The sequence below is a fragment of the Streptomyces sp. Z26 genome (assembly GCF_003665095.1).
Classification (GTDB): domain Bacteria; phylum Actinomycetota; class Actinomycetes; order Streptomycetales; family Streptomycetaceae; genus Streptomyces; species Streptomyces phytohabitans.
The window spans coordinates 1,756,656-1,782,234 of sequence record NZ_RCHV01000002.1; the positions used below are offsets into that span (position 1 = coordinate 1,756,656).

Consider the following 25,579-nt stretch of genomic DNA (forward strand, 5'->3'; position numbering starts at 1 on the left):
GAGTGCTCAGAGGCTACACGGGTGCGGTGGCCGCTCGTCACGCAGCGTCAGGCTCCGGCGGGTACGCCGCCGCGCGGGCCGCCTTCGCCTCGTCCACCTTGCGCCCGTAGTGCACCGACGCCCACCACAGGGCGGTGAAGACGGCGCCCAGCACGAACATCGTCGGCACCACGAGACCGCTCACCACCAGACCCGCCTGGAGCAGCCAGCCGAACGCCAGGCCACCCGGGCGTGTCAGCACGCCGCACAGCAGCAGGCACAGCACCATGGCGGTGCCGCACACCGCCCACACGGTGCCGGTGGACAGGTCGGTCGTCCGCATCGCCACCAGGCCCGCGAAGCCGATCACGAAGAACTCACCGAGCAGGGTGCTCGCGCAGAGGGTACGCACTAGCGGCCCCCGCCCAGCAGCAGCCGCGCCTCTCCGACGGTGATGACGGAGCCGGTGACGAGGACGCCCGCCGCGCCGTACTCCCCCTCCTCCTCCGCCAGGGTGATGGCGGCCTCGACCGCGTCGTCCAGCCGCGGCTCGACCTGTACGCGCTCCTCCCCGAACACCTCGACGGCGAGCGCCGCCAGCGCGTCCACGTCCATCGCGCGCGGCGTCGAGTTCCGGGTGACGACGACCTCGGTGAGGATCGGCTCGAACGCCTCCAGCATGCCGCGTACGTCCTTGTCACCGCTCGTACCGACCACGCCGATCAGGCGGCTGAAGCCGAACGCCTCGGTGACGGCGGCCGCGGCGGCCTCCGCTCCCGCCGGGTTGTGCGCGGCGTCCAGCAGGACGGGCGGCGACTTGCGCACCAGCTCCAGCCGGCCCGGTGTGGTGGCGGCGGCGAACGCCTGCCGGACGGTGTCGATGTCGAGCGTACGGGCGTGGGCCGAGCCGACGCCGAAGAACGCCTCGACGGCGGCGAGCGCCACGCACGCGTTGTGCGCCATGTGCGCGCCGTGCATCGGCAGGAAGACGTCCGGGTACTCCCCGCCGAGGCCGCGCAGCGTCAGCAGCTGTCCGCCGACGGCGACCTCGCGCGAGACGACGCCGAACTCCATGCCCTCGCGGGCGACGGTGGCGTCCACCTCGACGGCCCGCTTGAGCACCACCGACGCGGCCTCGACGGACTGCTGCGCGAGCACGACCGTCGCGTCGGCCTTGACGATCCCGGACTTCTCGCCCGCGATCTCCTCCGGGGTCTCCCCCAGCCGGTCGGTGTGGTCCAGCGTGACGGGGGTGATGACGGCGACGGGCGCCTCCATCACGTTCGTCGCGTCCCAGGTGCCGCCCATGCCGACCTCGACGACGGCGACGTCGACCGGTGCCTCCGCGAAGGCGGCGAACGCCATGGCGGTGAGCACCTCGAAGAACGACAGCCGGTACTCCTGCCGGGCGTCGACCAGCTCCAGGTACGGCTTGACGTCCTCGTACGTCGCGACGAAGCGCTCGGCGGGCAGCGGGGCGCCGTCCACGCTGATCCGCTCGGTGATCGACTGGACGTGCGGGCTGCTGTACCGGCCGGTGCGCAGCTCGAACGCGCCGAGCAGCACCTCGATCATGCGGGCGGTGCTGGTCTTGCCGTTGGTGCCGGTGATGTGGATCGACGGGTACGCCCGCTGCGGCTCGCCCAGCACGTCCAGCAGCGCGGTGATGCGTACGCGGGAGGGTTCGAGCTTCGTCTCGGCCCAGCGGGTGGCGAGTTCCTCCTCCACGGCGCGCAGCGCGCGGTCCGCCTCGGGGTCCTCGGGGCGGGCGGGGGCGAGTCCCGGCTGCGGGACGCCCACCTGCGCGCGGAGCGTACGACTGCCCGCCTCGATCACGGCGAGGTCGGGGTCGCGGGAGGTCTCCGCCTCGACGATGTCCTCGAAGTCGCCGTCCTCGAAGTCGCCGGAGGTCGCGGCGGGGTCGTCGGCCGGGTCGGGTTCGGGCTGCTGGGGCTGGTCGCTCACGCGGGCCAGTCTACGGATGCCCGCCGGGGCCGCCCGCCCCGGCGCCCGTCCGCGCGGGCGGGCGCGGGGCGGGCCCGAGGGCGGGCGCCGGGAGGGCCGCGGCACGGCCCCGGAGGCGGGGCCGGGGCGTCACCCCCGCGGCAGCCGGTCCAGCTGCTCGCGGATGCGGGCGATGTCCGCCTCGGCCTGCCCGCGGCGCGCGCGGATCTTGTCCACCACGTCGTCGGGGGCCTTGGCGAGGAAGCCCTCGTTCCCGAGCTTCGCCGTCGTCTGCTTCAACTCCTTCTCGGCCAGGCCGAGGTCCTTCGTCAGCCGCTTCCGCTCGGCCTCGAAGTCGATCGCCCCCGACAGGTCCAGCGCGACCGTGACCCCGGCGACGGGCAGCGACGCCGTCGCCGCGAACTCCTCGCCCGCAGGCTGGAGTCGGAGCAGCGAGCGGATCGCGTCCTCGTGCGCCGCCAGCGCCGTACCGCCCAGGTCGAGCCGCGCCGGGACCCGCTGCCCCGGCTGGAGCCCCTGGTCGGCGCGGAACCGCCGGACCTCGGTGATCACCTGCTGGAGCGTGTCGATCTCGCGCTCGGCCGCCGCGTCGCGGTAACCGGAGTCGGCGGGCCAGTCCGCGACGACGACGGACTCGCGGCCGGTGAGCGTCGTCCACAGCGTCTCGGTGACGAACGGGACGATCGGGTGCAGCAGCCGCAGCAGCACGTCCAGCACCTCGCCGAGGACCCGGCCCGAGACCTCCGCCGGGCGGCCGCCCTTCTGGAACGTGGTCTTCGTCAGCTCCACGTACCAGTCGAACACCTCGTCCCACGCGAAGTGGTAGAGCGCGTCGCTGAGTTTGGCGAACTGGTAGTCCTCGTAGAAGCCGTCGGCCTCGGTGACGACCGCGCCCAGCCGGGAGAGGATCCAGCGGTCCTCGGCCGCCATCTCGTCCGGGGACGGGAGCGGGCCCTCGACGGTGGCGCCGTTCATCAGGGCGAAGCGGGTGGCGTTCCAGATCTTGTTGGCGAAGTTCCGGGACGCCTTCACCCAGTCCTCGCCGATCGGCACGTCCGTACCGGGGTTGGCGCCGCTGGCCAGGGTGAAGCGGAGGGCGTCGGAGCCGTACGCGTCCATCCAGTCGAGCGGGTCCACCACGTTGCCGAAGGACTTCGACATCTTCTTGCCGTGCTCGTCGCGGACCAGGCCGGTCAGCGCGATGGTGTGGAACGGCGGGGTGCCGTCCATCGCGTACAGCCCGAACATCATCATCCGCGCGACCCAGAAGAAGATGATGTCGTGGCCGGTGAGGAGGACGTCCGTGGCGTAGAACTTCTCCAGGTCCGGGGTGCGTTCGGGCCAGCCCAGGGTGGAGAACGGCCACAGGCCGGACGAGAACCAGGTGTCCAGCACGTCCTCGTCGCGCCGCCAGCCCTCGCCCGTCGGCGGCTCCTCGTCCGGGCCGAGGCAGACGACCTCGCCGTCCGGGCCGTACCAGACGGGGATGCGGTGGCCCCACCACAGCTGACGCGAGATGCACCAGTCGTGCATGTGGTCGACCCAGTCGAAGTAGCGGCTCGACATGTCCGCCGGGTGGATGCGCACCCGGCCGTCGCGCACCGCGTCGCCCGCGGCCTGCGCCAGCGGGCCGACCTTCACCCACCACTGGAGCGACAGCCGCGGCTCGATCGTCGTCCGGCACCGCGAGCAGTGCCCGACGGAGTGCGTGTACGGGCGCTTCTCCGCGACGATCCGGCCCTGCTCGCGCAGCGCGGCGACGATCGCGGAACGGGCCTCGAAACGGTCCAGGCCCTGGAACGGGCCGTGCGCCGTGATGTTCCCGCGCTCGTCCAGGACCGTGAGCATGGGCAGGTCGTGCCGCTGCCCGATGGCGAAGTCGTTCGGGTCGTGCGCCGGGGTCACCTTGACCGCGCCGGTGCCGAACTCCGGGTCGACGTGGGTGTCCGCGACGACGGGGATCGTACGGTCGGTCAGCGGCAGCTTGATCCGCTTGCCGACGAGCGCCGCGTACCGCTCGTCGTCCGGGTGCACGGCGACGGCGGTGTCACCGAGCATCGTCTCGGCGCGGGTCGTCGCGACGACGAGGCTCTCCTCGCCCTCGCCGTAGCGGATGGAGACCAGCTCGCCGTCGTCGTCCTGGTAGTCCACCTCGATGTCGGAGATGGCGGTGAGACAGCGGGGGCACCAGTTGATGATGCGCTCGGCGCGGTAGATGAGGCCGTCGTCGTACATCCGCTTGAACACGGTCTGCACGGCGCGCGACAGGCCGTCGTCCATCGTGAAGCGCTCACGGGACCAGTCGACGCCGTCGCCGAGGCGGCGCATCTGGCCGAGGATCTTCCCGCCGTACTCCTCCTTCCACCGCCACACCCGCTCGGTGAACGCCTCCCGGCCGAGGTCCTGGCGCGACTTGCCCTCGGTCTCGGCGAGTTGCTGCTCCACCTTGTTCTGCGTGGCGATGCCCGCGTGGTCCATGCCGGGCAGCCACAGCGACTCGTAGCCCTGCATCCGCTTACGTCGGGTGAGGGCGTCCATCAGCGTGTGCTGGAAGGCGTGGCCGAGGTGCAGGGAGCCGGTGACGTTCGGCGGCGGGATGACGATGGTGTACGCGGGCTTGTCGCTCTTGGGGTCCGCCTCGAAGTAACCGCGCTCCACCCAGCGCTCGTACAGCCGCTCCTCTACCTCGGCCGGCGCGTACTGTGTCGGCAGATCGGCGGGGGCTGCGGCGTCGGACCCGTCGCTGTGCGGGGTCCGCTGAGAGTTGTCGGTCACGTCGCTCAGTGTAGGCGCGGGGGTGTCATGGTCTCGAACCGGTTTGCGTCCCGATGGGGCGCGGCGGCCCGCGTTCCGTCAAGATGAGCGTGCGTGTCCACGCACAGTCGACGGAGGGGGAACGCACCATGAGCAACGGCCAGCCACCACCGGGTCCGTACGGCGGACAGCCCGACCCGTACGGCACTCCCCCGCCACCGCCCCAGGGTGCCCCGAACCCGTACGGCGGGCCGCCGACGCCGCCCCCGCCCGGACAGCCCGGCTACGGGTATCCGCAGCAGCCCAACCCGTACGCGCAGCAGGGTCCCTACGGCCCGCAGCAGCCGTACGGCCCGCCCGGCCCGCCGATACCGGGGCAGGGCGGCGGCCAGGGCCGGAAGGTCGCGCTGGGCATCGGCGCGCTGGTGGTGGTGGGCGCGCTCATCGGCGGCGTCCTCGCCCTGTCCGGCGGTGACGACGACGGCGGCGACGACGCGGACGGGACGAAGGGCGGGAAGCGCGGGACGGCGGCGGTCGCCCCGTACAAGATCGTGCCGCCGGAGTCGGTGCTCGACGGCGAGTACACCTCCGCCGGGACCGGCAGCAGCTCCGAGGACCTCGCGGGCGACGCGCAGGCGAAGCGGGTCGGCGTCGAGAACGGCACGGGTGCCTCCGACGACTACCGGTCCACCAGCAAGGAACAGCTCCAACTCGCGGGCGTGTACGGCAAGGTGGCCGACCCGGAGAAGGCCGCCGACGGCATGTTCGACATCGTGCACGACAACCAGGCCAAGGGCGCCCAGGTCATCCAGAACTACCGGGTCGAGACCACCGACGGGCCCCAGGAGTACACCCCGGAGGGGTTCGACGGCGCCCTCATCCGGTGCGAGACCCGTCGGCAGACCGGCCAGATCAGCGGACAGCAGGTCGAGTTGGAGTTCCCGACCTGCGTGTGGGCGGACAACGCCGCCGTCGGCGTGGTCTCCCAGACCGGCGCGGCTCCCGCCGCCGGCGCCGGTGTCTACGGCGAGTCGATGACCCAGGACGAACTCGCGGAGGCCACCGCCGAGATCCGCGAGGCCGCGCGGGAAGAGATCTGAGCGGTGTCCGGGCGGCCTCCTCGGGCCGCTCCACCGCGTCCGACGCCGCGAAGTCCGACGTCGCGCACCACCCTTCGAAGACCACCGCGACACCACCTAGGAGAAGTGACGGCTCGATGAGCTTCAACCAGCCGCCGCCCGGCCCCTACGGCCAACAGCCCCAACAGCCCGGTCAGCCGGGCCGGTCCGGGCAGCCCAACCCGTACGGGCAGCCGCCCCAGCCGGGTTACGGCTACCCGCAGCAGCCCCCGCCGCCGCCCCAACCCCCGCAGCAGCCGGGGTACGGCGCGCCGCAGCAACCGCCGCCGGGCGGGCAGCCCGCCTACGGCTACCCGCAGCAGCCCGGCCAGCCGTACGGACAGCCGTACGGGCAGCAGCCCTACGGCCAGCCCGGCATGCCCGGCCCGCCCGTGCCGCCGCCACCGGGCGGAGGCGGGAAGGGCAAGGCGATCGGGCTGACCGTCGGCGCCCTGGTGGTCGTCGCCGCGATCGTCGGCGGAGTCGTCGCGTTCACGGGTGACGACGGCGGGGCCTCCGACGACGGCAAGTCGTACCGCCTGGAGGCCAAGCCCCAACTCCTCGGCGAGTACAAGCGGATGGGCGGCGAGGACACCTCCACCGGCGACGACTTCGGCGCCGAGGACCAGCGGCGCATCGGCATCACGAACGCCACCGGCGTGAAGGCCACGTACTCCACGATGAACATGGAGAGCGGCAGCACCGCGCCGCCCGACCCGAGCGAGATCGCGTCGGCCAAGCTGCTGTCGTTCATCGGGGCGTACGGCGACGTGGCGGACCCGGAGACGTCGGTCGACGCGTTCTTCACGTACATGCGGGGCGAGATCGCCGGGGACGACGACACCGAGGTCGTCGGCAGCCCGGAGAAGCAGTCGCCGGACGGCTTCGACAACGGCGTCATGAAGTGCCAGGTGCTCCGGAACAAGGCACCCGAGGCGGGCGAGCCGCCGCAGATGACGATGTGCGCGTGGGGCGACAAGAGCACCCTCGGCGCGGTCATCCCCGTCAACGGGGCGAGCGCGCCGTCCACTTCGGAGGCGGCGAAGACCACGGCGGACGTACGGAACGAGGTGCGCGTGGAGCAGTAGGGGCGTCAGCGTCCGTACGCGAACGGCACACGGAAGAGGGGCGCCCCCGCCGGATTACCGGTGGGGGCGCCCCTCTTCGACGTACGGGCGTCGGCGCTACGCGCTCTTGTCGTGCCGCTCCTGGTCGGTGCCGCGCGTGCGGGGCACCAGGGTCGGGTTCACGTTGGAGTGGACGACGTCCTCCGTGATGACGACGCGCTCCACGTCCTTGCGGGACGGGACCTCGTACATCACCGACATCAGGACCTCCTCCATGATGGCGCGCAGACCCCGCGCGCCGGTGCCCCGCAGGATCGCCTGGTCCGCGATGGCCTCCAGCGCCGGGCGGTCGAAGTCCAGCTCGACACCGTCGAGTTCGAACAGCCGCTGGTACTGCTTCACCAGGGCGTTCCGCGGCTCCATCAGGATCTGGAGCAGCGCCTCGCGGTCGAGGTTGTGGACGCTCGTGATGACCGGCAGCCGCCCGATGAACTCCGGGATCATCCCGAACTTCACCAGGTCCTCGGGCATGATCTCCTCGAACTGGTTGCTCGCCTCGATCTCCCGCTTCGACCGGATGGTCGCGCCGAAGCCGATGCCCTTGGCGCCCGCGCGGGACTCGATGATCTTCTCCAGACCGGCGAAGGCGCCGCCGACGATGAACAGCACGTTCGTCGTGTCGATCTGGATGAACTCCTGGTGCGGGTGCTTCCGTCCGCCCTGCGGCGGCACCGACGCGGTCGAGCCCTCGAGGATCTTCAGCAGCGCCTGCTGCACGCCCTCGCCGGAGACGTCGCGCGTGATCGACGGGTTCTCGCTCTTGCGGGCGACCTTGTCGATCTCGTCGATGTAGATGATCCCCGTCTCGGCCTTCTTGACGTCGTAGTCGGCCGCCTGGATCAGCTTCAGCAGGATGTTCTCGACGTCCTCGCCCACGTACCCCGCCTCGGTCAACGCGGTGGCGTCGGCGATGGCGAACGGTACGTTCAGCATGCGGGCGAGCGTCTGCGCCAGCAGCGTCTTGCCGGAGCCGGTCGGGCCGAGCAGCAGGATGTTGGACTTCGACAGCTCGATGCCGTCGTCGCGGCCCTGCGCGCCCGCCTTCTCCTCCGCCTGCACCCGCTTGTAGTGGTTGTAGACGGCCACGGAGAGCGCCTTCTTGGCGGCCTCCTGCCCGACGACGTAACCCTCGAGGAACTCGTAGATCTCGCGTGGCTTGGGCAGTTCGTCCCAGCGCACTTCGGAGGTCTCGGCCAGCTCCTCCTCGATGATCTCGTTACACAGGTCGATGCACTCGTCGCAGATGTAGACACCTGGACCCGCGATGAGCTTCTTCACCTGCTTCTGGCTCTTGCCGCAGAACGAGCACTTGAGCAGATCGCCGCCATCACCGATGCGTGCCACGAGGTGCTTCCCCTTCGCCTGGGATCCGTCCGCTCCGACGGACCGAGGTACGTGCACTCCGACCGTACCTTGCCGGACCGCCGATTTGGGCCCCCCTTGGACGGACTCGGTACGGCTGAGCGACAGCCGGACGCCGGGTCCCGCCCAAGGAGGGCGCGGGACTTCAGACCTCGACCGAACTCTTGCGGGTCGAGACGATCTGGTCGATGAGACCGTACTCCAACGACTCCTCGGCCGTAAGGATCTTGTCGCGCTCGATGTCGTCGCGGATGGCCTCGATGTCCCGCGTCGAGTGCGTGGCCAGCAGCTGCTCCAGCTGCGAGCGCATCCGCTGCACCTCACGGGCGGCGATCTCCAGGTCGGACACCTGGCCGCGGCCGGTCTCCGTGTACGGCTGGTGGATCAGCACCCGGGCGTTGGGCAGCGCCATCCGCTTGCCGGGCGTACCCGCCGCGAGCAGCACGGCGGCGGCCGAGGCGGCCTGGCCCATGCACACGGTCTGGATGTCCGGCTTCACGAACTGCATCGTGTCGTAGATGGCCGTCAGCGCCGTGAACGAGCCGCCGGGGCTGTTGATGTAGACCGAGATGTCGCGGTCCGGGTCCATCGACTCCAGGCACAGCAGCTGCGCCATGACGTCGTTGGCCGACGCGTCGTCGATCTGCACGCCGAGGAAGATCACGCGCTCCTCGAAGAGCTTCGCGTACGGGTCGTACTCGCGCACGCCCTGCGACGTCCGCTCGACGAAGCGCGGGATCACGTAGCGCGACTCGGCGGTCGGCCCGGAGTAGCGGCCCTGGAGACCGGGGAGGCCGGGGGTGCCGGAGGGACCGGGGAAACCGGAAGAAGAAGTCATCGGAGCTTTCTCCTGGTGGTGGGCTGGCTGCGGGGAGCGGGCGCGGTCTGCGTGGTCGACGGGGCTCACGCGCCCGTACCGCCACCGCCCGGGAGCTGGGCCGCGTCTCCGTAGACCTCGTCGATCAGGCCGTAGTCCTTGGCCTCCTGCGCGGAGAACCAGCGGTCGCGGTCGGCGTCGCGGGTCCACTGCTCGACGGTCTGACCGGTGTGCAGGGCCGACAGCTCGGCCATCTTCTTCTTCGTGCGCAGCAGCTGCTCGGCGTGGATCTTGATGTCCGATGCGGAGCCGGCCAGTCCGGCGGACGGCTGGTGGATCAGCACCTCGGCGTTGGGGAGCGCGAAGCGCTTGCCGCGGGTGCCGGCGCTGAGCAGGAACTGGCCCATGGAGGCGGCGAGGCCCATGGCGATGGTCACCACGTCGTTCTTGATGTACTGCATGGTGTCGTAGATCGCCATACCGGCCGTGATCGAGCCGCCGGGGCTGTTGATGTAGAGGTAGATGTCCTTGTCCGGGTCGGCGGCAAGGAGCAGCAGCTGTGCGGTGATCTTGTTGGCGATGTCGTCGTCGACTGCCTGGCCGAGGAAGATGATCCGCTCGTTGAGCAGTCGGTTGTAGACCTGGTCGCCGAGGCCACCACCGAAGTTGGGCTCAGCGGCGGCAGAAGGCATCGGAAGCGTCACGTGTCCACCTGCTCGTATCCGGACGGCTGCGACTCGGCGTGGCCGTCACTGGCGTCGTCTGTACGGTCGTTTTCTACGGGGGCGGGGCGTCCCGGCGGCCCTCCTCGGGCCCGTCGGAGAACACCCCTGCCATCCGTATCTATGGACCCTAACGCGCTGGTCGGCGGGTGCCATCCCGCTTCCGGAACTGTTCGCTGTGAGCGCAGGTCGGGCGCCTCGGAGGGCGCGCGTGAGGCGGCCGGGCCGGGGGCGGCACATGGCCCGCCCCCGGCCCGCCGGTACGCGTCGTGGCGTGCCCGCGACGGGGCCCGCCGTCAGCTCTTGTCGGCCTTCTCGGCGTCGTCGGCCTTCTCGTCGGCCTTCTCCTCGGCGGCGGCCTCCGCGGGCTCCTCGGTGGACTCCGCGTCGACCGTCTCGCCGGTCTCGTCCTCGTCGTCCTCGAGGTCCACCACGTCGCCGTTGGTGTCCTTCACCGTGGCGGCCTCGACCACGACGGCCAGCGCCTTGCCGCGGGCGACCTCGCCGACGAGCATCGGGACCTGGCCGCCCTCGACGATGGCCTGGGCGAACTGGTCGGGGCTCATGCCGGAGGACTGCGCGCGGCGCATGAGGTGCTCGGTGAGCTCCTCCTGACTGACGTTCAGCTTCTCCTTGTTGACCAGTTCGTCGAGCACGAACTGCGTCCGGATGCCCTTCTCCGCCTGCTCCTTGAGCTCGGCGTCGAACTCCTCCTCGGTCTTCTCCTGCATCCGCAGGTACGCCGCGAGGTCCAGGCCCATCTGCGCCAGCTGGTGGTTGACCAGGTTGTGCTTACGGGTGTTGATCTCGTCCGCGAGCAGCTTCTCCGGGACGGGCACCTCGACCAGCTCGATGAGCGCGTCGAGGACCTTCTCCTGCGCCTCGGTGGCCTGCTCGTACTTCTTCGAGGTCTCCAGCCGCTTGCGGCTGTCCCCGCGCAGCTCCTCCAGGGTGTCGAACTCGCTGGCCAGCTGCGCGAAGTCGTCGTCCAGCTCGGGCAGTTCACGGGCGGAGACGGTCTGCACGTCGACCTTGACCTCGGCCTCGCTGCCGGCGGCGGAGCCGCCCTTCAGCTCGGAGGTGAAGGTGGCGGAGCCGCCCGCCTCCAGGCCGGTCACGGCGGCGTCGATGCCTTCGAGCAGCTCGCCGCTGCCGATGGTGTAGTCGACGCCCTGCGCGACGCCGTCCTCCAGCACCTCACCGTCGACCTTGGCCTCCAGGTCGACCTTGACGACGTCGCCCTCGGCGGCGGCGCGCTCCACGACGGAGGTGGAGGCGAAGCGCTCGCGCAGCTGCTCGACGGACTTGTCGATGTCATCGTCGGAGACCTCGGTGGCCTCGACGGTGACCTCGATGCCCGAGTAGTCCGGGATCTCGATCTCGGGGCGGATGTCGACCTCGGCGGTGAAGGACAGCAGCTCGTTGTCCTTGAGGTCGGTGATGTCCACCTCGGGCTGGCCGAGCGGGGTCAGCTCGCCCTCCTCGACGGCCGACTGGTAGAGCTTCGGAAGCGCGTCGTTGACGGCCTCCTCCAGCACCGCGCCGCGGCCGAAGCGCTGGTCGATCACCCGGGCAGGGATCTTGCCCTTGCGGAAACCGGGCACCGTGACCTGCTGGTTGATCTTCTTGTACGCCGCGTCGAGGCTGTCCTTGAGCTCCTCGAAGGGCACCTCGACAGTGAGCCGAACCCGGGTCGGGTTCAGGGTCTCCACGGCGCTCTTCACGGTCGGTCTCCTTGGGGCTGACTACTTGGGGCTACTGCGAGTTCCTACGAAGGATGGGCGCCCCGTATGCGGTACGAAGGTTGCGACAAGAGGTCGCGGACACGACACAGGCACGCGCGTCACCCATAGTACGTGGTCGGGGTGGCCGGATTCGAACCGACGACCTTCCGCTCCCAAAGCGGACGCGCTACCAAGCTGCGCCACACCCCGTCGGTGCGACACGTAGCGTACATGCCGTACGATGCACAGCGTGCCGCTCCGGCCACGGTGCACGACAAGTGGACACCGGGGCAGCGGATCGAGGGCCCCGGCCCGGACGACCGATCACGCGGCGCACGCGGGCGTAGCTCAATGGTAGAGCCCTGGTCTTCCAAACCAGCTACGCGGGTTCGATTCCCGTCGCCCGCTCCGGACACCGACGGCCCGGCCCCCGAGGGGACCGGGCCGTCGGTGCGTACACGGGAGCCGTCCATCGGCGGGACGGGGCCCGGGCAGCCCCTAGAAGCCGCTGAGGGTGTTGGCGAAGACGTCGACCATGTCGTTGACCGCCGGGGCCGCGCCGGTGGAGGCGAGGAAGAAGCCGAAGAGGGCGGCGACGAGGGCCGGGCCGGTCTTGATGGAGCCGCCGCGGAGCATCAGCGCGAGGACGACTCCGAGCAGCAGCACCACTGACAGGGAAATGGCCACACCTGATCACACCTTCGCGGTCGAACGCACCACCTGGGAGCCCCTCGCCACCGGCTCCTCGTCCGGTCCCATCGTGCCACCAACTGCCCCTCCCGTGGGGCGGAGTGACAGGTCATCGCGCCGCGTGCGGCGGAGGACGCTCGCGCCGCGGATGTTTCCCGTACGAGGGAACGCCGCCGGGCCCGATCCCGTCTGCCAGGGCGGCGGAGGGACCGGACGGAACGGGGTGGGACGGAAGGCGGGAACGGGGTACGCGGCGCGGGAAGTGCCGAGTCGAGAGCGGTACGTGGCCTGTACAGGCAGTCGTCCCGGGGTGGAGCGCCGGGGGTGACGACAGAGCGACAGGTCGATAAACGCATACCCATGGGCTCCTGAATTTACGGGCCCCGGATCGGCCGCTATCGTGATTCGGATGTTGCACGCTCGTTATGAGCGGGCCCCGCTCCCCCCGGCCCGCCCTGAGACGCCTCCCCCCACGTCAACGGAACCGCCGCCGAAAGCACGCGGCGCCTCCGGGGCGAAGCAACGTGATCCCTTCTTCGACAACGCCAAGTACCTGACGATCCTGCTCGTCGGTGTCGGACACGCATGGGACCCGCTGCGCGCCGACAGCCGTACGGCGGAGGCGCTGTACTACGTGATCTACACGTTCCACATGCCGGCGTTCATCCTCGTCTCCGGCTATCTGTCGCGGAGTTTCACGGGGAAACCGGGTCAGCTGAAGCGTCTGGTCACGGGTGTCGCGGTGCCGTATCTCGTCTTCGAGATCGTCTACACCCTCTTCATGCGCTGGGCGGACAATCCCGACCGCGCGTTCAGCCTCCAGAAGCCCGGGTTCGCGCTGTGGTTCCTCGTCGCGCTGTTCATCTGGCGGCTCACGACGCCGTTCTGGAAGACGCTGCGCTGGCCGGTGCCGGTGGCCCTGGCGATCGGTGTGGCCGCGAGCGTCACGGACGACATCGGCTCGGACCTGAACCTGATGCGGGTCCTCCAGTTCCTCCCGTTCTTCGTCATCGGGCTGCAACTGCGCCCGGAGCACTTCCAGTTGGTGAAGCGTCGCGAGGCGCGGCTGGCCGCCGTGCCGGTGATCGCGCTGACGCTGCTGTTCTCGTACTGGGCCGTGCCGCGCATGAGCAAGGACTGGTTCCTGCACGAGAAGTCGGCGTCGGAGATGGCCGTTCCGGACTGGGCGGGCGCGGCGATGTACCTGGCGCTGTTCGGCTGCGGCCTGGTGCTCACGGCCTGCTTCCTGTCCTGGGTGCCGCGGCGGCACATGTGGTTCACGGCGCTGGGCGGCGGCACGCTGTACGCGTACCTGCTGCACGTCTACCCCATCAAGCTGTCGCGCGAGTTCGACTGGTACGACATGGAGTGGGTCGACCACCCGCTGAGCCGCGTCGCGATCACCCTGCTGGCCATGGTGATGATGACCGTGCTGTGCACGCCGCCGGTCCAGTGGATGTTCCGCTTCGCGATGGAGCCGAAGATGACCTGGTTCTTCAAGGAGGACCCGGTCGCCAGGGCGAAGGAGCGCGAGCAGGGCCACGAGAAGGGCGCGGGCGCGGCGCAGGAGGCCCCGGCCGCCCCGGGGCGGGAGAAGCCCGCCGAAGCCCCCCGCTGAGCCACCACCACCCCGTACGAACGCCCGCCCGCACGCCACAGCCGTGCGGGCGGGCGTTCGCCGTCTCCGCGCGACGTGCGGGGGGCCGGACGCCGGGGGCCGCCCGGTCGCGTACGGGAGGGGCTCTCAGTCGCGGCAGATCAGCAGCAGCGCGCGGTCGTCGTTGACGTCGCGGGCGACCGACTCGATCAGGTGCCAGGCGGCGCCCGCGAAGCCCGTGGCCACGTACCGGTCGGCCTCGCCGGTGAGCCGGTCGATGCCCTCGGAGAGGTCGCGTTCGGCGGTCTCCACCAGGCCGTCGGTGAACAGCATCAGCACGTCGCCCTGCCGCAGCGTCCCCTTGACCGGGTCGAACTGGCCCCCGTCGTACACCCCGAGCAGCGGCCCCTCGCCGGACTTCTCCTCCCACTCCCCGGTCGCCGCCGACCGCTGGAGCCCGGGGACGTGGCCCGCGGAGAACAGCTCGTAGTCGCCGCTGTCCAGATCGAGCACGAGGTGGACGGAGGTCGCGAAGCCCTCGGCCCAGTCCTGCCGCAGCAGGTAGCCGTTGGCCGCCGGGAGGAACGCGTGCGGCGGGAGCGAGCCGAGCAGGCCGCCGAACGCGCCGGACAGCAGCAGCGCCCGGGACCCGGCGTCCATGCCCTTGCCGGACACGTCGGTGAGGACGACCTCCAGGGTGCGGTTGCCCGGCCCGGTCCGCGCGGCCACCACGAAGTCGCCGGAGAAGGACTGGCCGCCCGCCGGGCGGAGCGCCATCTCGCGGTGCCAACCCCGGGGCAGGGACGGCAGTTTGCTCTGCACGCGGATACGTTCGCGCAGGTCGAAGAGCATCGTCCCGCCGCGCCGCCAGGGCACGCCGACCCGGCTGCGGAACTGCGCGACGAGCAGCCCCGACAGCCCCACAGCGGCGACCGCGAGCACCGTGCCGGGGGTGACGCGGCCCGCGCCGTCCGGGTACGGGTCGAGGGCCGTGGCCTGCACGATGAGACCGGCGGCAGCCGCCGCGTACAGCGCGAGCAGGCTCGCGGGGCGCAGCAGCAGTCCGCCCGCGATGATCGGCAGCACGAGGGACTCGGGCGCGCACCACAGGGGCTGGCGGATGGTGGCGTACGTGAGGGCGGGCACGGTGAGCAGGAGCGCGACGAGCACGAGCCAGTCGGAGCCGCCGCCGCGGAAGTAGTCGACGGCGGAACGGCGCATGCTCGTACGGACCCGGTGCAGCGCCTTGCGCGCCCTGGACCACCGGGCCGTCGGAACAACCGCTTTCACTCGACGTGCCGCCATGCCCTGTGACCTTATCGACCGCTCGGGGGCGCGTCGATTCCCGGGGCGGGACCGGGCGTTCACCGGTATCGTGCCGCTCGCCCGCCCGCCGGGCGCGCGGCCGGGTCCGCGCGCTGCCCGTACACCTCCGCGTACTGCCCGTGCTTGCCCGCGCCCGTTCCGGCGCCCCCGCGCCCCGGGGACGGCGCGTGCGGTCCGCGCGGGGCGGCGCGGGCGGTCTCGCGGGGCGGTGGTCGGCACTGGTACGCATGGCGCATGACGACTGGACTGCGGGTGCTGCGCCGGGCGGAGTTGGACACGTTCTTCGAGGTGCTCGTCGCGGCGTTCGCCGGGGCGCTGGAGACGCCCGAGGAGCAGGAGAAGTGGCGTACGGTCATCGACCCCGACCGTTCGCTGGCCGCCTGGGACGACGGCGCGATGGTGGGCACGGCGGGCTCGTACGGCTTCCGCGTGACGGTGCCGGGCGGGGCGGCCGTGCCCGCCGCCGGGGTCACCATGGTGAGCGTGCTGCCGACGCACCGGCGGCGCGGCGTCCTCACCTCGCTGATGCGGCGGCAGTTGGACGACGTACGCGCCTGGGGCGAGCCCCTCGCGGTGCTGACCGCGTCCGAGCCGGGGATCTACGGGCGGTTCGGCTACGGCGTCGCCACCGAGCAGTTGAGCGCCCGCGTCGACACCTCGCGGGTACGGCTGTCGCCGCCGCCGGGCGGTGACGCGCTGCGGCTGCGGCTGGTGGACCCGCGGGACGAGGGCGTACGGCAGCGCTGCGCGGCGCTCTACGCGGCGCGCGTCCCGCTGCGCCCCGGCATGCTCGTCCGCAGCCCCGGCTGGGAGCGGGCGGACACGCACGACCCGGAACGGCTGCGCGCGGGGGCGTCGGCGCTGCGGTGCGTACTGGCCGAGCGGGACGGCGAGTTGCGCGGGTACGCGCGGTACGCGGTGCGCGCCGACGTGGACTCCACCGGGCCGAAGGGCGAGGTGCTGGTGCGGGCGGTGGAGGCGTGCGACCCGGTGGCGCTGGGGGCGCTGCTGGGGCACCTCTTCGACCTCGACCTCACGACGTGGCTGACCCTCGGCAACCGGCCGGTGGACGACGGCTGGCTGCACATGGTGTCCGACGTGCGGCGTTGCGGGATCGCCCTGCGGGACGGGCTGCACCTGCGGCTGGTGGACGTGGGCGCGGCGCTGGCGGCCCGTACGTACGCGGCACCGGTCGACGCCGTGCTGGAGGTGGCGGACGGCTTCTGCCCCTGGAACGAGGGGCGTTGGCGGCTGGTGGGCGGCCCGGCGGGCGCGACGTGCGTACGGACGGACGACGCGCCGGATCTGGCGCTGTCCGTACGGGAGTTGGGCACGGCCTACCTCGGCGGGCCGACGCTGCTGGCGCTGGCGGCGGCGGGGCGCGTACGGGAGGTGCGGGCGGGGGCGCTGGCGGAGGTGTCGCGGGCGTTCCGGGGGGACGTTGCCCCGTGGCTGCCGCACTCGTTCTGACCGGGGCGGGGCGTACGGGCGGGCGGGGCCCGGCGCCGGGGGCTCAGCGGGGCTGGCACTCCGGGCACCAGAAGAGGTTCCGCCCGGCGAGCACGGCGGTGCGCACCTCCGTGCCGCAGACGTGGCACGGCTGGGTGGCGCGGCGGTACACGTACACCTCGCCGCCGTGGTCGTCCACGCGCGGCGCGCGGCCCATCGCCTCCGGCAGGTGCTCGGGGCGGACGGTGTCGATCCGGTTGTGCTCCACGCCCGTGCGCATCAGGGCCACCAGGTCGGCCCAGACCGCGTCCCACTCGGCGCGGGCCAGGTCGCGGCCCGCGCGGTACGGGTCGACGCCGTGCCGGAAGAGGACCTCCGCGCGGTAGACGTTGCCGACGCCCGCGACGACCTTCTGGTCGAGCAGCAGCGCGGCGACGGACGTACGGCTGCGGGACACGCGCGCCCACGCCGCCTCCGGGTCGCCCGCGACGCCGTCGCCGTGCCGCAGCGGGTCCGGGCCGAGGCGGGCGTGGACGGCGGCCTTCTCCTCGTCGGTGACCAGCTGGCAGCGGGTGGGGCCGCGCAGGTCCGCGTACGCGTCGTCGCCCGCCAGCCGCAGCCGTACCTGCCCGACGGGCGCGGGCGCCGGGCCCGTACCGAAGCGGAACGTGCCGTACAGGCCGAGGTGGATGTGCGTCCAGCCCGCCGCGTCGAAGCCGAGGAAGAGGTGCTTGCCGTGCGCGTCCGCGCCGCGCAGCACCCGCCCGTCGAGGAGCGCGGCGCCGTCGGAGAACTTCCCCTGCGGGCTGGACGCGCGCACGGCGCGGCCCGCGAAGCGCGCGTCGAGGTCGTCGGCCAGCCGCCGGATGGTGTGACCCTCGGGCACGGGCCGACCTCAGCCCCGCGGGCCGGGCAGCGGCGGGAGTTCGCGCGTCGTCTCGTACGCGGAGAGCATGCCGACGCGGCGGGAGTGGCGCTGCTCGCCGGAGTACGGGGTGTCGAGGAAGGTCCGTACGAAGGCGACGGCCTCGTCGGTGGTGTGCATGCGGGCGCCGACGCTCATCAGGTTGGCGTCGTTGTGCTCGCGGCCCAGCGCGGCGGTCTGCTCGCTCCAGGCGAGGACGCAGCGGGCGCCCTCGACCTTGTTCGCGGCGATCTGCTCGCCGTTGCCGGAGCCGCCGATGACGACGCCCAGGGAGCCGCCGTCCGCCACGGTGCGCTCGGCGGCGCGGAGGCAGAAGGGCGGGTAGTCGTCCTGGGCGTCGTACGCGTGCGGGCCGCAGTCGACGGGCTCGTGGCCCGCCGACTCCAGCCACGCGACGAGGTGGTTCTTGAGTTCGTAACCGGCGTGGTCGGAGCCGAGGTAGACGCGCATGGGCGCAGTCTAGGCGGTGCTCCGACGCCCTTCGCGGGGCGGCCCGGGGCCGTCCGGCGAGGGCCCGGCGGTCAGGACCTCTCGCCGACCAGCTTCCAGGCCGCCGGGAGCGCGCCCATCGCGAGGGCGGCCTTCAGCGCGTCACCGACGAGGAAGGGCACCAGGCCGTCCGCGATCGCCTCGCCCGCCGACAGGTCGGCGGCGAACGCCAGGTACGGGACGCCGACCGCGTACGTCACGGCCATGCCGACCGCCATCGTGCCCGCCGTGCGGAGCACGCCGCGGTCGCCGCCGCGCCGGGCGAGGGCGCCGACGACGGTGGCGGCGAGGAGCATGCCGAGGATGTAGCCGAAGGACGGCATGGCGGCGCCGGTCGCGCCCTCCGAGAACCAGGGCATCCCGGCGACGCCCGCCACCGCGTACAGCGCCATGGACGCGAGGCCGCGCCGCGCGCCGAGGGAGGCGCCGACGAGGAGCGCGGCGAAGGTCTGCCCGGTCACGGGCACCGGGGAGCCCGGCACCGGCACGGCGATCTGCGCGGCGACACCGGTCAACGCGGCGCCGCCGACCACGAGGGCGACGTCGCGGACGCGCGCGCGTCCGGCGGTGGACGCGGGGAGGACGTCCGCGAGGACGGCGCCGGGGCGGACGGTGGTGGCGGAAAGACTCATCGGAACTCCGGTACGGAAATCAGGACTTGAGCGGACCTTCCGACGCTAGCCGAAGGGCGCGCGGAGCAGCGCGTGAGTTTGGCGACAGTGCCGCGAGGTGTACGGCGGCGCCCGCCGGGACACGTACGCGCTCCGCCCGCCGGACCGTGCCGACGGGCGGAGCGGGGACGGTCGCCGCCGGGTGCGGCGGGTGCCGTCAGTCGAACTGCGGGTCCCGGTCGCGCGTCCGCTTCAGCTCGAAGAAGCCGGGCGTCCCCGCGACGAGCAGGGTGCCGTCCCAGAGGCGCGCGGCCTCCTCGCCCTTGGGCGCGGGCGTGACCACCGGGCCGAAGAAGGCGATCTGCTCGCCGTCCGGTCCGGGTACGGCGATCACCGGGGTGCCGACCTCCTGGCCCACGAGGTCGATGCCCTCCTTGTGGGAGGCGCGCAGCTGGGTGTCGTACGCGTCGGTGTCGCCCGCCTCCAGCAGCTCCGCCGGGAGCCCGGCGTCCTCCAGCGCGGCGGCGATCAGCTCGGGGGAACGCTCCTCGCCCCGGTTGTGGATACGGGTGCCGAGCGCGGTGTAGAGGCGCGCGAGCGCCTCGTTGCCGTGCTTCTCCTGGGCCGCGATACAGACGCGTACGGGCGCCCACGCGGACTTCATCAGCTCGCGGTAGCGCTCGGGCATCTCGTCGAGCCGGTCCTCGTTGAGGACCGCGAGGCTCATCACGTGCCAGCGGACCTCGACGTCGCGCACCTTCTCCACCTCCAGCATCCAGCGGGAGGTCATCCAGGCCCAGGGGCAGACGGGGTCGAACCAGAAGTCGGCGGGCGTCTTCTCGGACATGTCCTCGCATCTCCTCACACATCGGAACGGCAGGCGGCGGGCACCCCGACCGTACGGTCGGCGGTACCGCGCCCGCCTGAGGAACATGCGGGCGGACCGGACCATTCCCCGGTGTGCCCGCCACCACCGCCGTGCGATGCTGACCCGATCCGTTCGCTATCCGAGACGAGGAGTCCGCTGTGCCCGGTGAGAATCTGACCCGCGACGAGGCCCGCCGCCGGGCGGAGCTGCTGTCCGTGGACGGGTACGACGTGGCGCTGGACCTGCGGTCCGCGTCGGCACCGGTGCCGGAGGGCGCGGAGCGCACCTTCCGCTCCACCACGACGATCCGGTTCCGCTGCGCCGAGCCGGGCGCGGCCACGTTCGTCGACCTGATCGCGCCGACGCTGCACTCGGTCCGGCTCAACGGGCGCGACCTCAACGCCGACCTCGTCTTCGACGGCTCCCGGATCGCGCTGGAGGGCCTGGCCGCGGAGAACGAGCTGACGGTCGACGCGCGCTGCGCGTTCAGCCGTACCGGCGAGGGCCTGCACCACTTCGTGGACCCGGAGGACGGCAAGGTCTACCTCTACACGCAGTACGAGCCCGCCGACGCCCGCCGCGTCTTCGCCAACTTCGAACAGCCGGACCTCAAGGCCCCGTTCGACTTCACGGTGACCGCGCCCGCCGACTGGACGGTGCTCAGCAACGGCGCGCGGGAGGGCGAGCCCGCGCCCGCCGACGGGGGCGCCGCCGTGTGGCGCTTCGCCCGTACGAAGCCCATCTCCACGTACATCACGGCGGTCGTCGCGGGCCCGTACCACCACGTCACCGACCACTACCGGCGCACCTTCGACGACGGCACCGTGCTGGACGTGCCGCTCGGCGCGCTCTGCCGCAAGGGGCTGGCGCGGCACTTCGACCCGGAGGACGTCTTCCGGGTGACCAAGCAGGGACTGGACTTCTTCCACGACCACTTCGACTACCCGTACCCGTTCGGGAAGTACGACCAGGCATTCGTGCCGGAGTACAACATCGGCGCGATGGAGAACCCGGGCTGCGTCACCTTCCGCGAGGAGTTCGTCTTCCGCGGCCGGGTGACGGAGGCGTCGTACGAGGGCCGGGCGAACGTCATCCTGCACGAGATGGCGCACATGTGGTTCGGCGACCTGGTCACCATGGAGTGGTGGGACGACCTGTGGCTGAAGGAGTCGTTCGCGGACTACATGGGCGCGCTGTCGCTCGTGGAGGCGACGCGCTTCCACGACGGCTGGATCACCTTCGCCAACCGCCGCAAGTCCTGGGCGTACCGCGCCGACCAGCTGCCGTCCACGCACCCGGTCACCGCGGACATCCACGACCTGGAGGACGCGAAGCTCAACTTCGACGGCATCACGTACGCCAAGGGCGCGTCCGTGCTGAAGCAGCTGGTGGCGTACGTCGGGCGGGACGCGTTCCTGGAGGGCGCCCGCCGCTACTTCAAGCGGCACGAGTGGGGCAACACCCGCCTCGGTGACCTGCTGTCCGTCCTGGAGGAGACCTCCGGGCGGGACATGGGCGAGTGGTCGAAGGCGTGGCTCCAGACCGCCGGCGTCAACTCCCTCACCCCGCAGGCGACGTACGACGCGGAGGGCCGCCTCACCGAGCTGGCCGTCGTGCAGGAGGCCGCCGACTCGCACCCGGTGCTGCGGCCGCACCGCATCGCGGTGGGCCTGTACCGGCGGGCGGCGGGCGGCGCCCTGGAGCGGTACGCGCGGGCCGAGGTGGACGTGACCGGCGCGCGTACGGCCGTGCCGGAGCTGGCCGGTGCCGAACGGCCGGAGCTGGTGCTGCTGAACGACGAGGACCTGACGTACTGCAAGGTCCGCTTCGACGAACGTTCGCTGGCGACGCTCCGCGAGCACCTCGGCGGGCTGACCGACCCGATGGCGCGCGCGCTGTGCTGGTCGGCGCTGTGGGGCATGACCCGCGACGGGCTCATGCCCGCCCGGGACTTCCTCGCGCTGGTGCTGCGCTTCGCGGGCGACGAGACGGACATCGGCGTGCTCCAGATGCTGCACGCGTGGGCGCGTACGGCCGAGGTGCAGTACACGGCGCCCGACCGGCGCGAGGAGGCCGCCCGGGAGCTGGCCGAGGGCGCGCTGAGCGGGCTGCGGCAGGCCGCGCCGGGCAGCGGGCACCAGCTGGCGTGGGCGCGCTTCTTCGCGGCGGTCGCGCACGGCGAGCACGACCTCCAGCTGCTGAGCGGGCTGTTGGCCGGTACGGCGCGGGTGGACGGGCTGGAGATCGACCAGGAGCTGCGCTGGACGTTCCTGCACACGCTGACGGCGCACGGCGCGGCCGACGAGGCGGCGGTGGCCGGGGAGTTGCGCCGGGACGACACCGCGTCGGGGCGGCGGCACGAGGTGCGCAGCCTCGCGGCGCGCCCGTCGTCGGCGGTGAAGGCGGAGGCGTGGGACGCGGTCGTGGGCTCCGACCGGCTGTCCAACGCGCTGGTGGAGGCGACGATCTCGGGCTTCTCGCTGCCGGGGCAGCGGGAGCTGGTCGCGCCGTACGCGCCGCGCTACTTCGAGGTGCTGGAGGAGATCTGGCGGACACGGTCCATCGAGATCGCGATGGCCGTCGTACGGGGTCTGTTCCCCGCGCTCCAGGGCGACCGCGCCACGTTGGACGCCACCGACCGGTGGCTGGACGGGCACCCGGACGCGGCCCCGGCGCTGCGGCGCCTCGTGCTGGAGGCGCGCGACGACCTGGCGCGGGCGCTGACGGCGCAGGAGTGCGACGCGCGGGCGGGCGCGCGCTGAGACCGCACCGGTGCCCGCTCCCCCGCGCCCCGGCGGGGCGGGCGCCGGATCGGCATTCGAACTGCCGTACTTGAGGCCGCGGTTGTCCCTGTTTCGCGACGGCCCTGTAACAGGGGGTGGGACGAGCCGCCCGAATGGGCATCGACGGGGGCATGACGTACGACGCCCCGCTCTCCCCCCGGCCCCTGAGCCACCTCAACGACGCGTCACCGCGGGTGCTGGACAGCCGCGCCCTGCGCGAGCACGGCGTGACCGACGCCGAGGCCGGTGCCCGCTGCCGTCCGGGCGGGCCGTGGCAGATGCCGCTGCCCGGCGTGTACCTGCTCCACCCCGGCCCGCCGACCAGCACCGACCGGCTGCACGCGTGCCTGCTGTACGCGGACCGGCCCGCGCGGCGGACCCCGGCGCGTACGGCCGCGTACGGGCGTACGACGGCGGCTCCGTCGGCGACCCTGGCGGCCGGGCGGGCGCGGCCGTCCACGCCGGTCCGACTCCCCGCGTCCGACGCGCAGTTCACCGGTTTCGCCGCGCTCGCCCTGCACGGCTTCACGTCCGTGCCGCCGCTGGCCACCCTCGCCCGGATCGACGTGCTGGTGCCCCGTACGCGGCGGCTGCGCTCCGTCGGTTTCGCCCGCGTCGTGCGCGCGCAGGCCGTGCCCGAGCCGGAGGAGATCACCGGGCTGCCGGTGGCGCCGGTGACGCGGGCGCTGGCGGACGCCGTACGGCAGACGGAGGACGCGGTGGCCGTACGCCGGATGCTGACCGAGGCCGTACGCGCGCGGCACTGCGAAGCGCGGGCGATCGTACGGGAGTTGGGCCGGGCGCGGCTGCTGGCGCGGCCGCAGGTCGTCGGCGCCGTCGACACACTGCTGGCGGAGGGGCGGGCCATCGCGGAGGAGCACCTCTACGACATGGTGTGCTTCCAGCGGCTCCCCGACCCCTGCTGGAACGTCGACCTGCGGCTGCCCGGCGGGCCGTGCCTGGGGAGCGTCGACGCGTACTGGCCGGAGCAGGCCGTGGCCGTCGAACTGGACACGCGGGCGCACCGGCACGGGCACGAGGAGGAGGCGCTGCGGGAGGAGCGCGCGCGGCGGCGGGAGGCGCTGGAACGCTTCGGGATCACCGTCGTGCACCTGGCCCCGGCGGCGCTGCGGGACTCGCCGCGGCAGCAGGCCGCGATCGTACGGACGGCCCTGATGGCCGCCGACGACCGCGAACCGGCGGCGCGGGTGGCGGTGACGCCCAGGTGACCCCGGGGGTGCCGGGTCACACCCTCTTCTTCGGCTTCCGCAGCACCAGTTCGGTGTTCCGGTCGCCCTCCTCCCCCGCGAGTTCCGTACGGCGGCCGGGCGCGTTGAAGGACAACTCCCGGTAGAGGGAGGCGAGTCCGGCCTGCGAGAGGTCGGCGTGGTCGGTGCGGTGCGGGGCGGCGGACTCGATGAGGGTGGTGAAGAGGGACAGGGTGCCGTCGCCGTTGTCGGTCAGCTCGATGGTGCGGGCCAGCTGCGGGAAGTCGATGTGCGAGGCCGTGGAGACCTCCCAGAACGTGCCGTGCGGCGTGACGCTGTTGCGGTGGCCGTGGCCGTTGATCCAGGCCAGCACGTGCGGGTTGCGCCCGAGCAGGTCGGTCAGCTCGGCGCCCCCGTCGGGGGTGCTGTCCGAGGTGTGGTGGCTGAACACCAGCACCCAGTCGTCCCGGTGCCGCTTCAACTCCTGCTCCAGCCAACGGAGTTGGCCGGGGCCGACGCGGCCCTCGTAGTGGCCGCCGCGCCGGGTGGTGTCCAGGCTGATGCCGACGACGTCGTCCGATATCCGGAACGAGTAGTAGGCGCGCTCCTCCACGAGGTTCGCCTCGGTGTAACCGTGGCCGACCGGGCCGGGCCCGGTGTACCTCGGGTCGAGGTGCGCGGCCAGGTACTCACGCGGCGTGAACGGCGCCCGCCCCGGGTCCGGCGTCACGGCCCGCAGCTCGGCGCGGTGCGTACGCAGCAGCTCCTTGTACTGCTCGCCCTTCGGGTCGCGTCCCTTGCGCACCTGCTTCCACAGGGCGGCGCCCTCGGCGCGCGGCAGGTCGTACAACTTCCGCCCGCCGACGGCGAATTCGGTGAGGAACGGGTCGGCCGAGGCGTAGCAGCCGCCGGGCAGCAGGTCGTGGTTGCCGACCGTGGAGTACCAGGGCAGGGCCAGCCCGGGGCTGCGCACCTCGCGGATCGCGGCCTCCAGGAAGCCGTCGAGGCGCGGGAAGCCGAGCTGCTTGTCACCGTCGCGGAGCGCGGAGTCCGGCTGCCAGTACAGCTCCAGGCCGGAGTTCTGCACGCCCTCGTACGCGCGGGAGTCCCCGGTGTTCGGGGTGATCCGGCCGCCGCTCATCGCGGTGAGGAACCACTCCAGTTCGGCCGTGCAGTTGTTGTCGGTGTTGTCGCCGGTGGTCATCACGAACGACAGCGGGGCACCCGTCGCGGGGCCGCCCGGCAGGGAGTTGACCCGTTCGATGAGCGAGACGACACCCGCCACCGACAGGGCCTCCTGCGGGCGCCAGGCGCTGGCCGTCTCGGCCCGCAGGTACTCGTACCGCAGCGGGTGCTGCACGTCCACCATGTGCAGGTCGGTGAACTGCGCGAACGACGCGAGCGCCGTACGCGTGTCCGCGCGCCCCGCCGAGGGCGCCGCCAGCTCCGCGCGCACCACGCGGTCCCAGCCGGGGCCGTCGCCGAGCCGCCGGTAGCCGCCGCCCCCCTGCGGGGTGGCGACGGAGTGGAGGGTCGTGCCGGTGGCCGAGGGGTGCTCGGCCGCCGCGGCGGCGGCCATCCGCCGCGGGCCGGGTACGGCACGGGCGGCGGCGGGCGGCCCGGCGGTGGCGGAGCCGCCCGCGGGGCCGAGGACGACGCCGAGACCGGCGGTGGCGCCCGCGGCGCCAGCCATGGTGAGGAGCCGGCGGCGCTCCAGGAGGCCGCCGGGGGAACGGGGGGTGGGGGCGGCTGCGTGGGGGGCGGACGTGGGGGTCTGCGTACGGCTTCTGCCGGACATGCGCGGTCTCCCGAGTGCGAACGCGGCGTGTGCGGGCGGGCTGGTCCCCACCCACTCGGGATGTTTGGCAGCGCGGATGGCCTGCGCTTTAACGACGCGGGAACGGGTGGCGCCCATCTCCGTTCTTGGATCACCGTTCTTCGCGTTCGCCATGCCCCGCACCCCGCCGCGTGTCCCGCCGCTCATGCGGAGTTCACCCGCGGCCGAGGGCGGCGCCGTACGCGGTGAGCGGGGCGTACCCGCGGCGTAGGGGTCCGGGGCGGGTGC

20 protein-coding genes and 2 tRNA genes are annotated in these 25,579 nt (G+C 72.5%); 7 read left to right on the forward strand and 15 right to left on the reverse strand.

The window, feature by feature from the left end:
- Window positions 1-37 precede the first annotated feature (37 nt).
- From D7M15_RS07735 to D7M15_RS07745, 3 genes are all read right to left on the reverse strand, one after another.
- A complete protein-coding gene (locus tag D7M15_RS07735) occupies window positions 38-391 on the reverse strand; it encodes a DUF4233 domain-containing protein (RefSeq protein ID WP_121516815.1) in 354 nt (117 codons plus the stop codon).
- A complete protein-coding gene (locus tag D7M15_RS07740; protein ID WP_121516816.1) occupies window positions 391-1,944 on the reverse strand; it encodes a folylpolyglutamate synthase/dihydrofolate synthase family protein in 1,554 nt (517 codons plus the stop codon). Before D7M15_RS07740 ends, D7M15_RS07735 begins: the two co-directional genes overlap by 1 nt.
- A gap of 129 nt (window positions 1,945-2,073) precedes the next feature.
- Window positions 2,074-4,719 (reverse strand): valine--tRNA ligase, encoded by a 2,646-nt coding sequence (locus D7M15_RS07745; RefSeq protein ID WP_121516817.1) that lies wholly within the window; start codon window positions 4,717-4,719, stop codon window positions 2,074-2,076.
- Between the two features lie 128 nt (window positions 4,720-4,847).
- Between D7M15_RS07745 and D7M15_RS29365 the strand changes: the two genes are divergently transcribed.
- Both D7M15_RS29365 and D7M15_RS07755 read left to right on the forward strand, forming a co-directional pair.
- Window positions 4,848-5,798 carry a hypothetical protein gene (locus tag D7M15_RS29365; RefSeq protein ID WP_127201718.1) on the forward strand — a complete coding sequence of 317 codons (951 nt, stop codon included), beginning with the start codon at window positions 4,848-4,850 and terminating at the stop codon, window positions 5,796-5,798.
- A gap of 116 nt (window positions 5,799-5,914) precedes the next feature.
- Window positions 5,915-6,904 (forward strand): hypothetical protein, encoded by a 990-nt coding sequence (locus D7M15_RS07755; protein WP_121516819.1) that lies wholly within the window; start codon window positions 5,915-5,917, stop codon window positions 6,902-6,904.
- A gap of 96 nt (window positions 6,905-7,000) precedes the next feature.
- Here the strand turns inward: D7M15_RS07755 and clpX are convergent, their stop codons facing one another.
- The 5 genes from clpX to D7M15_RS07780 form a co-directional block, all read right to left on the reverse strand.
- A complete protein-coding gene (gene clpX / locus D7M15_RS07760) occupies window positions 7,001-8,287 on the reverse strand; it encodes an ATP-dependent Clp protease ATP-binding subunit ClpX (RefSeq protein WP_121516820.1) in 1,287 nt (428 codons plus the stop codon).
- Between the two features lie 163 nt (window positions 8,288-8,450).
- Window positions 8,451-9,143, reverse strand: a complete 693-nt coding sequence (locus D7M15_RS07765; protein WP_121516821.1) for an ATP-dependent Clp protease proteolytic subunit — start codon at window positions 9,141-9,143, stop codon at window positions 8,451-8,453.
- Between the two features lie 65 nt (window positions 9,144-9,208).
- Window positions 9,209-9,814: an ATP-dependent Clp protease proteolytic subunit gene (locus D7M15_RS07770; RefSeq protein WP_121516822.1), complete on the reverse strand. Its 606-nt coding sequence runs from the start codon at window positions 9,812-9,814 to the stop codon at window positions 9,209-9,211.
- 326 nt (window positions 9,815-10,140) lie between these two features.
- Window positions 10,141-11,568, reverse strand: a complete 1,428-nt coding sequence (tig, locus tag D7M15_RS07775; protein ID WP_121516823.1) for a trigger factor — start codon at window positions 11,566-11,568, stop codon at window positions 10,141-10,143.
- Window positions 11,569-11,701: 133 nt separating this feature from the next.
- A tRNA-Pro gene (locus tag D7M15_RS07780) sits at window positions 11,702-11,778 on the reverse strand.
- A 127-nt stretch (window positions 11,779-11,905) separates the two neighbouring features.
- Here D7M15_RS07780 and D7M15_RS07785 point away from each other — a divergent pair.
- Window positions 11,906-11,976: transfer RNA gene (locus tag D7M15_RS07785), tRNA-Gly, on the forward strand.
- 90 nt (window positions 11,977-12,066) lie between these two features.
- On the opposite strand, the gene D7M15_RS07790 is transcribed toward D7M15_RS07785, so the two are convergent.
- Window positions 12,067-12,255, reverse strand: coding sequence for a hypothetical protein (locus D7M15_RS07790; protein WP_121516824.1), 189 nt, complete (start codon window positions 12,253-12,255; stop codon window positions 12,067-12,069).
- A gap of 412 nt (window positions 12,256-12,667) precedes the next feature.
- Here D7M15_RS07790 and D7M15_RS07795 point away from each other — a divergent pair, with 412 nt between their 5' ends.
- Complete coding sequence (locus D7M15_RS07795; RefSeq protein WP_121516825.1) at window positions 12,668-13,876, forward strand: acyltransferase family protein; 1,209 nt, start codon at window positions 12,668-12,670, stop codon at window positions 13,874-13,876.
- 126 nt (window positions 13,877-14,002) lie between these two features.
- Here the strand turns inward: D7M15_RS07795 and D7M15_RS07800 are convergent, their stop codons facing one another.
- Window positions 14,003-15,160, reverse strand: coding sequence for a PP2C family protein-serine/threonine phosphatase (locus D7M15_RS07800; RefSeq protein WP_121516826.1), 1,158 nt, complete (start codon window positions 15,158-15,160; stop codon window positions 14,003-14,005).
- 255 nt (window positions 15,161-15,415) lie between these two features.
- On the opposite strand from D7M15_RS07800, the gene D7M15_RS07805 reads away from it, so the two are divergent.
- The gene (locus D7M15_RS07805; RefSeq protein WP_121516827.1) at window positions 15,416-16,651 is read left to right on the forward strand and encodes a GNAT family N-acetyltransferase; all 1,236 of its coding nucleotides are present in this window, start codon (window positions 15,416-15,418) and stop codon (window positions 16,649-16,651) included.
- Window positions 16,652-16,694: 43 nt separating this feature from the next.
- Here D7M15_RS07805 and D7M15_RS07810 read toward each other — a convergent pair whose 3' ends face one another.
- From D7M15_RS07810 to D7M15_RS07825, 4 genes are all read right to left on the reverse strand, one after another.
- On the reverse strand, window positions 16,695-17,516 hold the full coding sequence (locus D7M15_RS07810) for a DNA-formamidopyrimidine glycosylase family protein (RefSeq protein ID WP_121516828.1): 822 nt from the start codon (window positions 17,514-17,516) through the stop codon (window positions 16,695-16,697).
- A gap of 9 nt (window positions 17,517-17,525) precedes the next feature.
- Entirely contained in the window at window positions 17,526-18,005 is a 480-nt protein-coding gene (locus D7M15_RS07815) for a ribose-5-phosphate isomerase (RefSeq protein WP_121516829.1), read from the reverse strand.
- 71 nt (window positions 18,006-18,076) lie between these two features.
- Entirely contained in the window at window positions 18,077-18,676 is a 600-nt protein-coding gene (locus D7M15_RS07820; protein WP_121516830.1) for a biotin transporter BioY, read from the reverse strand.
- Between the two features lie 196 nt (window positions 18,677-18,872).
- Window positions 18,873-19,502, reverse strand: coding sequence for a DsbA family protein (locus tag D7M15_RS07825; RefSeq protein WP_121516831.1), 630 nt, complete (start codon window positions 19,500-19,502; stop codon window positions 18,873-18,875).
- 179 nt (window positions 19,503-19,681) lie between these two features.
- Between D7M15_RS07825 and pepN the strand changes: the two genes are divergently transcribed.
- On the forward strand, window positions 19,682-22,285 hold the full coding sequence (gene pepN / locus D7M15_RS07830; RefSeq protein WP_121516832.1) for an aminopeptidase N: 2,604 nt from the start codon (window positions 19,682-19,684) through the stop codon (window positions 22,283-22,285).
- A gap of 152 nt (window positions 22,286-22,437) precedes the next feature.
- A complete protein-coding gene (locus tag D7M15_RS07835) occupies window positions 22,438-23,535 on the forward strand; it encodes a hypothetical protein (protein ID WP_121520402.1) in 1,098 nt (365 codons plus the stop codon).
- A 16-nt stretch (window positions 23,536-23,551) separates the two neighbouring features.
- On the opposite strand, the gene D7M15_RS07840 is transcribed toward D7M15_RS07835, so the two are convergent.
- On the reverse strand, window positions 23,552-25,207 hold the full coding sequence (locus D7M15_RS07840; protein WP_121520404.1) for a TIGR03767 family metallophosphoesterase: 1,656 nt from the start codon (window positions 25,205-25,207) through the stop codon (window positions 23,552-23,554).
- Window positions 25,208-25,579: the final 372 nt, after the last annotated feature.

What these genes read in the sequence shown, in the direction of transcription:
- D7M15_RS29365 (WP_127201718.1), top strand. Translation starts at nt 4,848, where the DNA reads ATGAGCAACGGCCAGCCACCACCGGGTCCGTACGGCGGACAGCCCGAC.
- D7M15_RS07755 (WP_121516819.1), top strand. Translation starts at nt 5,915, where the DNA reads ATGAGCTTCAACCAGCCGCCGCCCGGCCCCTACGGCCAACAGCCCCAA.
- D7M15_RS07765 (WP_121516821.1), bottom strand. Translation starts at nt 9,143, where the DNA reads ATGACTTCTTCTTCCGGTTTCCCCGGTCCCTCCGGCACCCCCGGCCTC.
- D7M15_RS07770 (WP_121516822.1), bottom strand. Translation starts at nt 9,814, where the DNA reads ATGCCTTCTGCCGCCGCTGAGCCCAACTTCGGTGGTGGCCTCGGCGAC.
- D7M15_RS07795 (WP_121516825.1), top strand. Translation starts at nt 12,668, where the DNA reads ATGTTGCACGCTCGTTATGAGCGGGCCCCGCTCCCCCCGGCCCGCCCT.
- D7M15_RS07800 (WP_121516826.1), bottom strand. Translation starts at nt 15,160, where the DNA reads ATGGCGGCACGTCGAGTGAAAGCGGTTGTTCCGACGGCCCGGTGGTCC.
- D7M15_RS07805 (WP_121516827.1), top strand. Translation starts at nt 15,416, where the DNA reads ATGACGACTGGACTGCGGGTGCTGCGCCGGGCGGAGTTGGACACGTTC.
- D7M15_RS07815 (WP_121516829.1), bottom strand. Translation starts at nt 18,005, where the DNA reads ATGCGCGTCTACCTCGGCTCCGACCACGCCGGTTACGAACTCAAGAAC.
- D7M15_RS07820 (WP_121516830.1), bottom strand. Translation starts at nt 18,676, where the DNA reads ATGAGTCTTTCCGCCACCACCGTCCGCCCCGGCGCCGTCCTCGCGGAC.
- D7M15_RS07825 (WP_121516831.1), bottom strand. Translation starts at nt 19,502, where the DNA reads ATGTCCGAGAAGACGCCCGCCGACTTCTGGTTCGACCCCGTCTGCCCC.
- D7M15_RS07835 (WP_121520402.1), top strand. Translation starts at nt 22,438, where the DNA reads ATGACGTACGACGCCCCGCTCTCCCCCCGGCCCCTGAGCCACCTCAAC.
- D7M15_RS07840 (WP_121520404.1), bottom strand. Translation starts at nt 25,207, where the DNA reads ATGGCTGGCGCCGCGGGCGCCACCGCCGGTCTCGGCGTCGTCCTCGGC.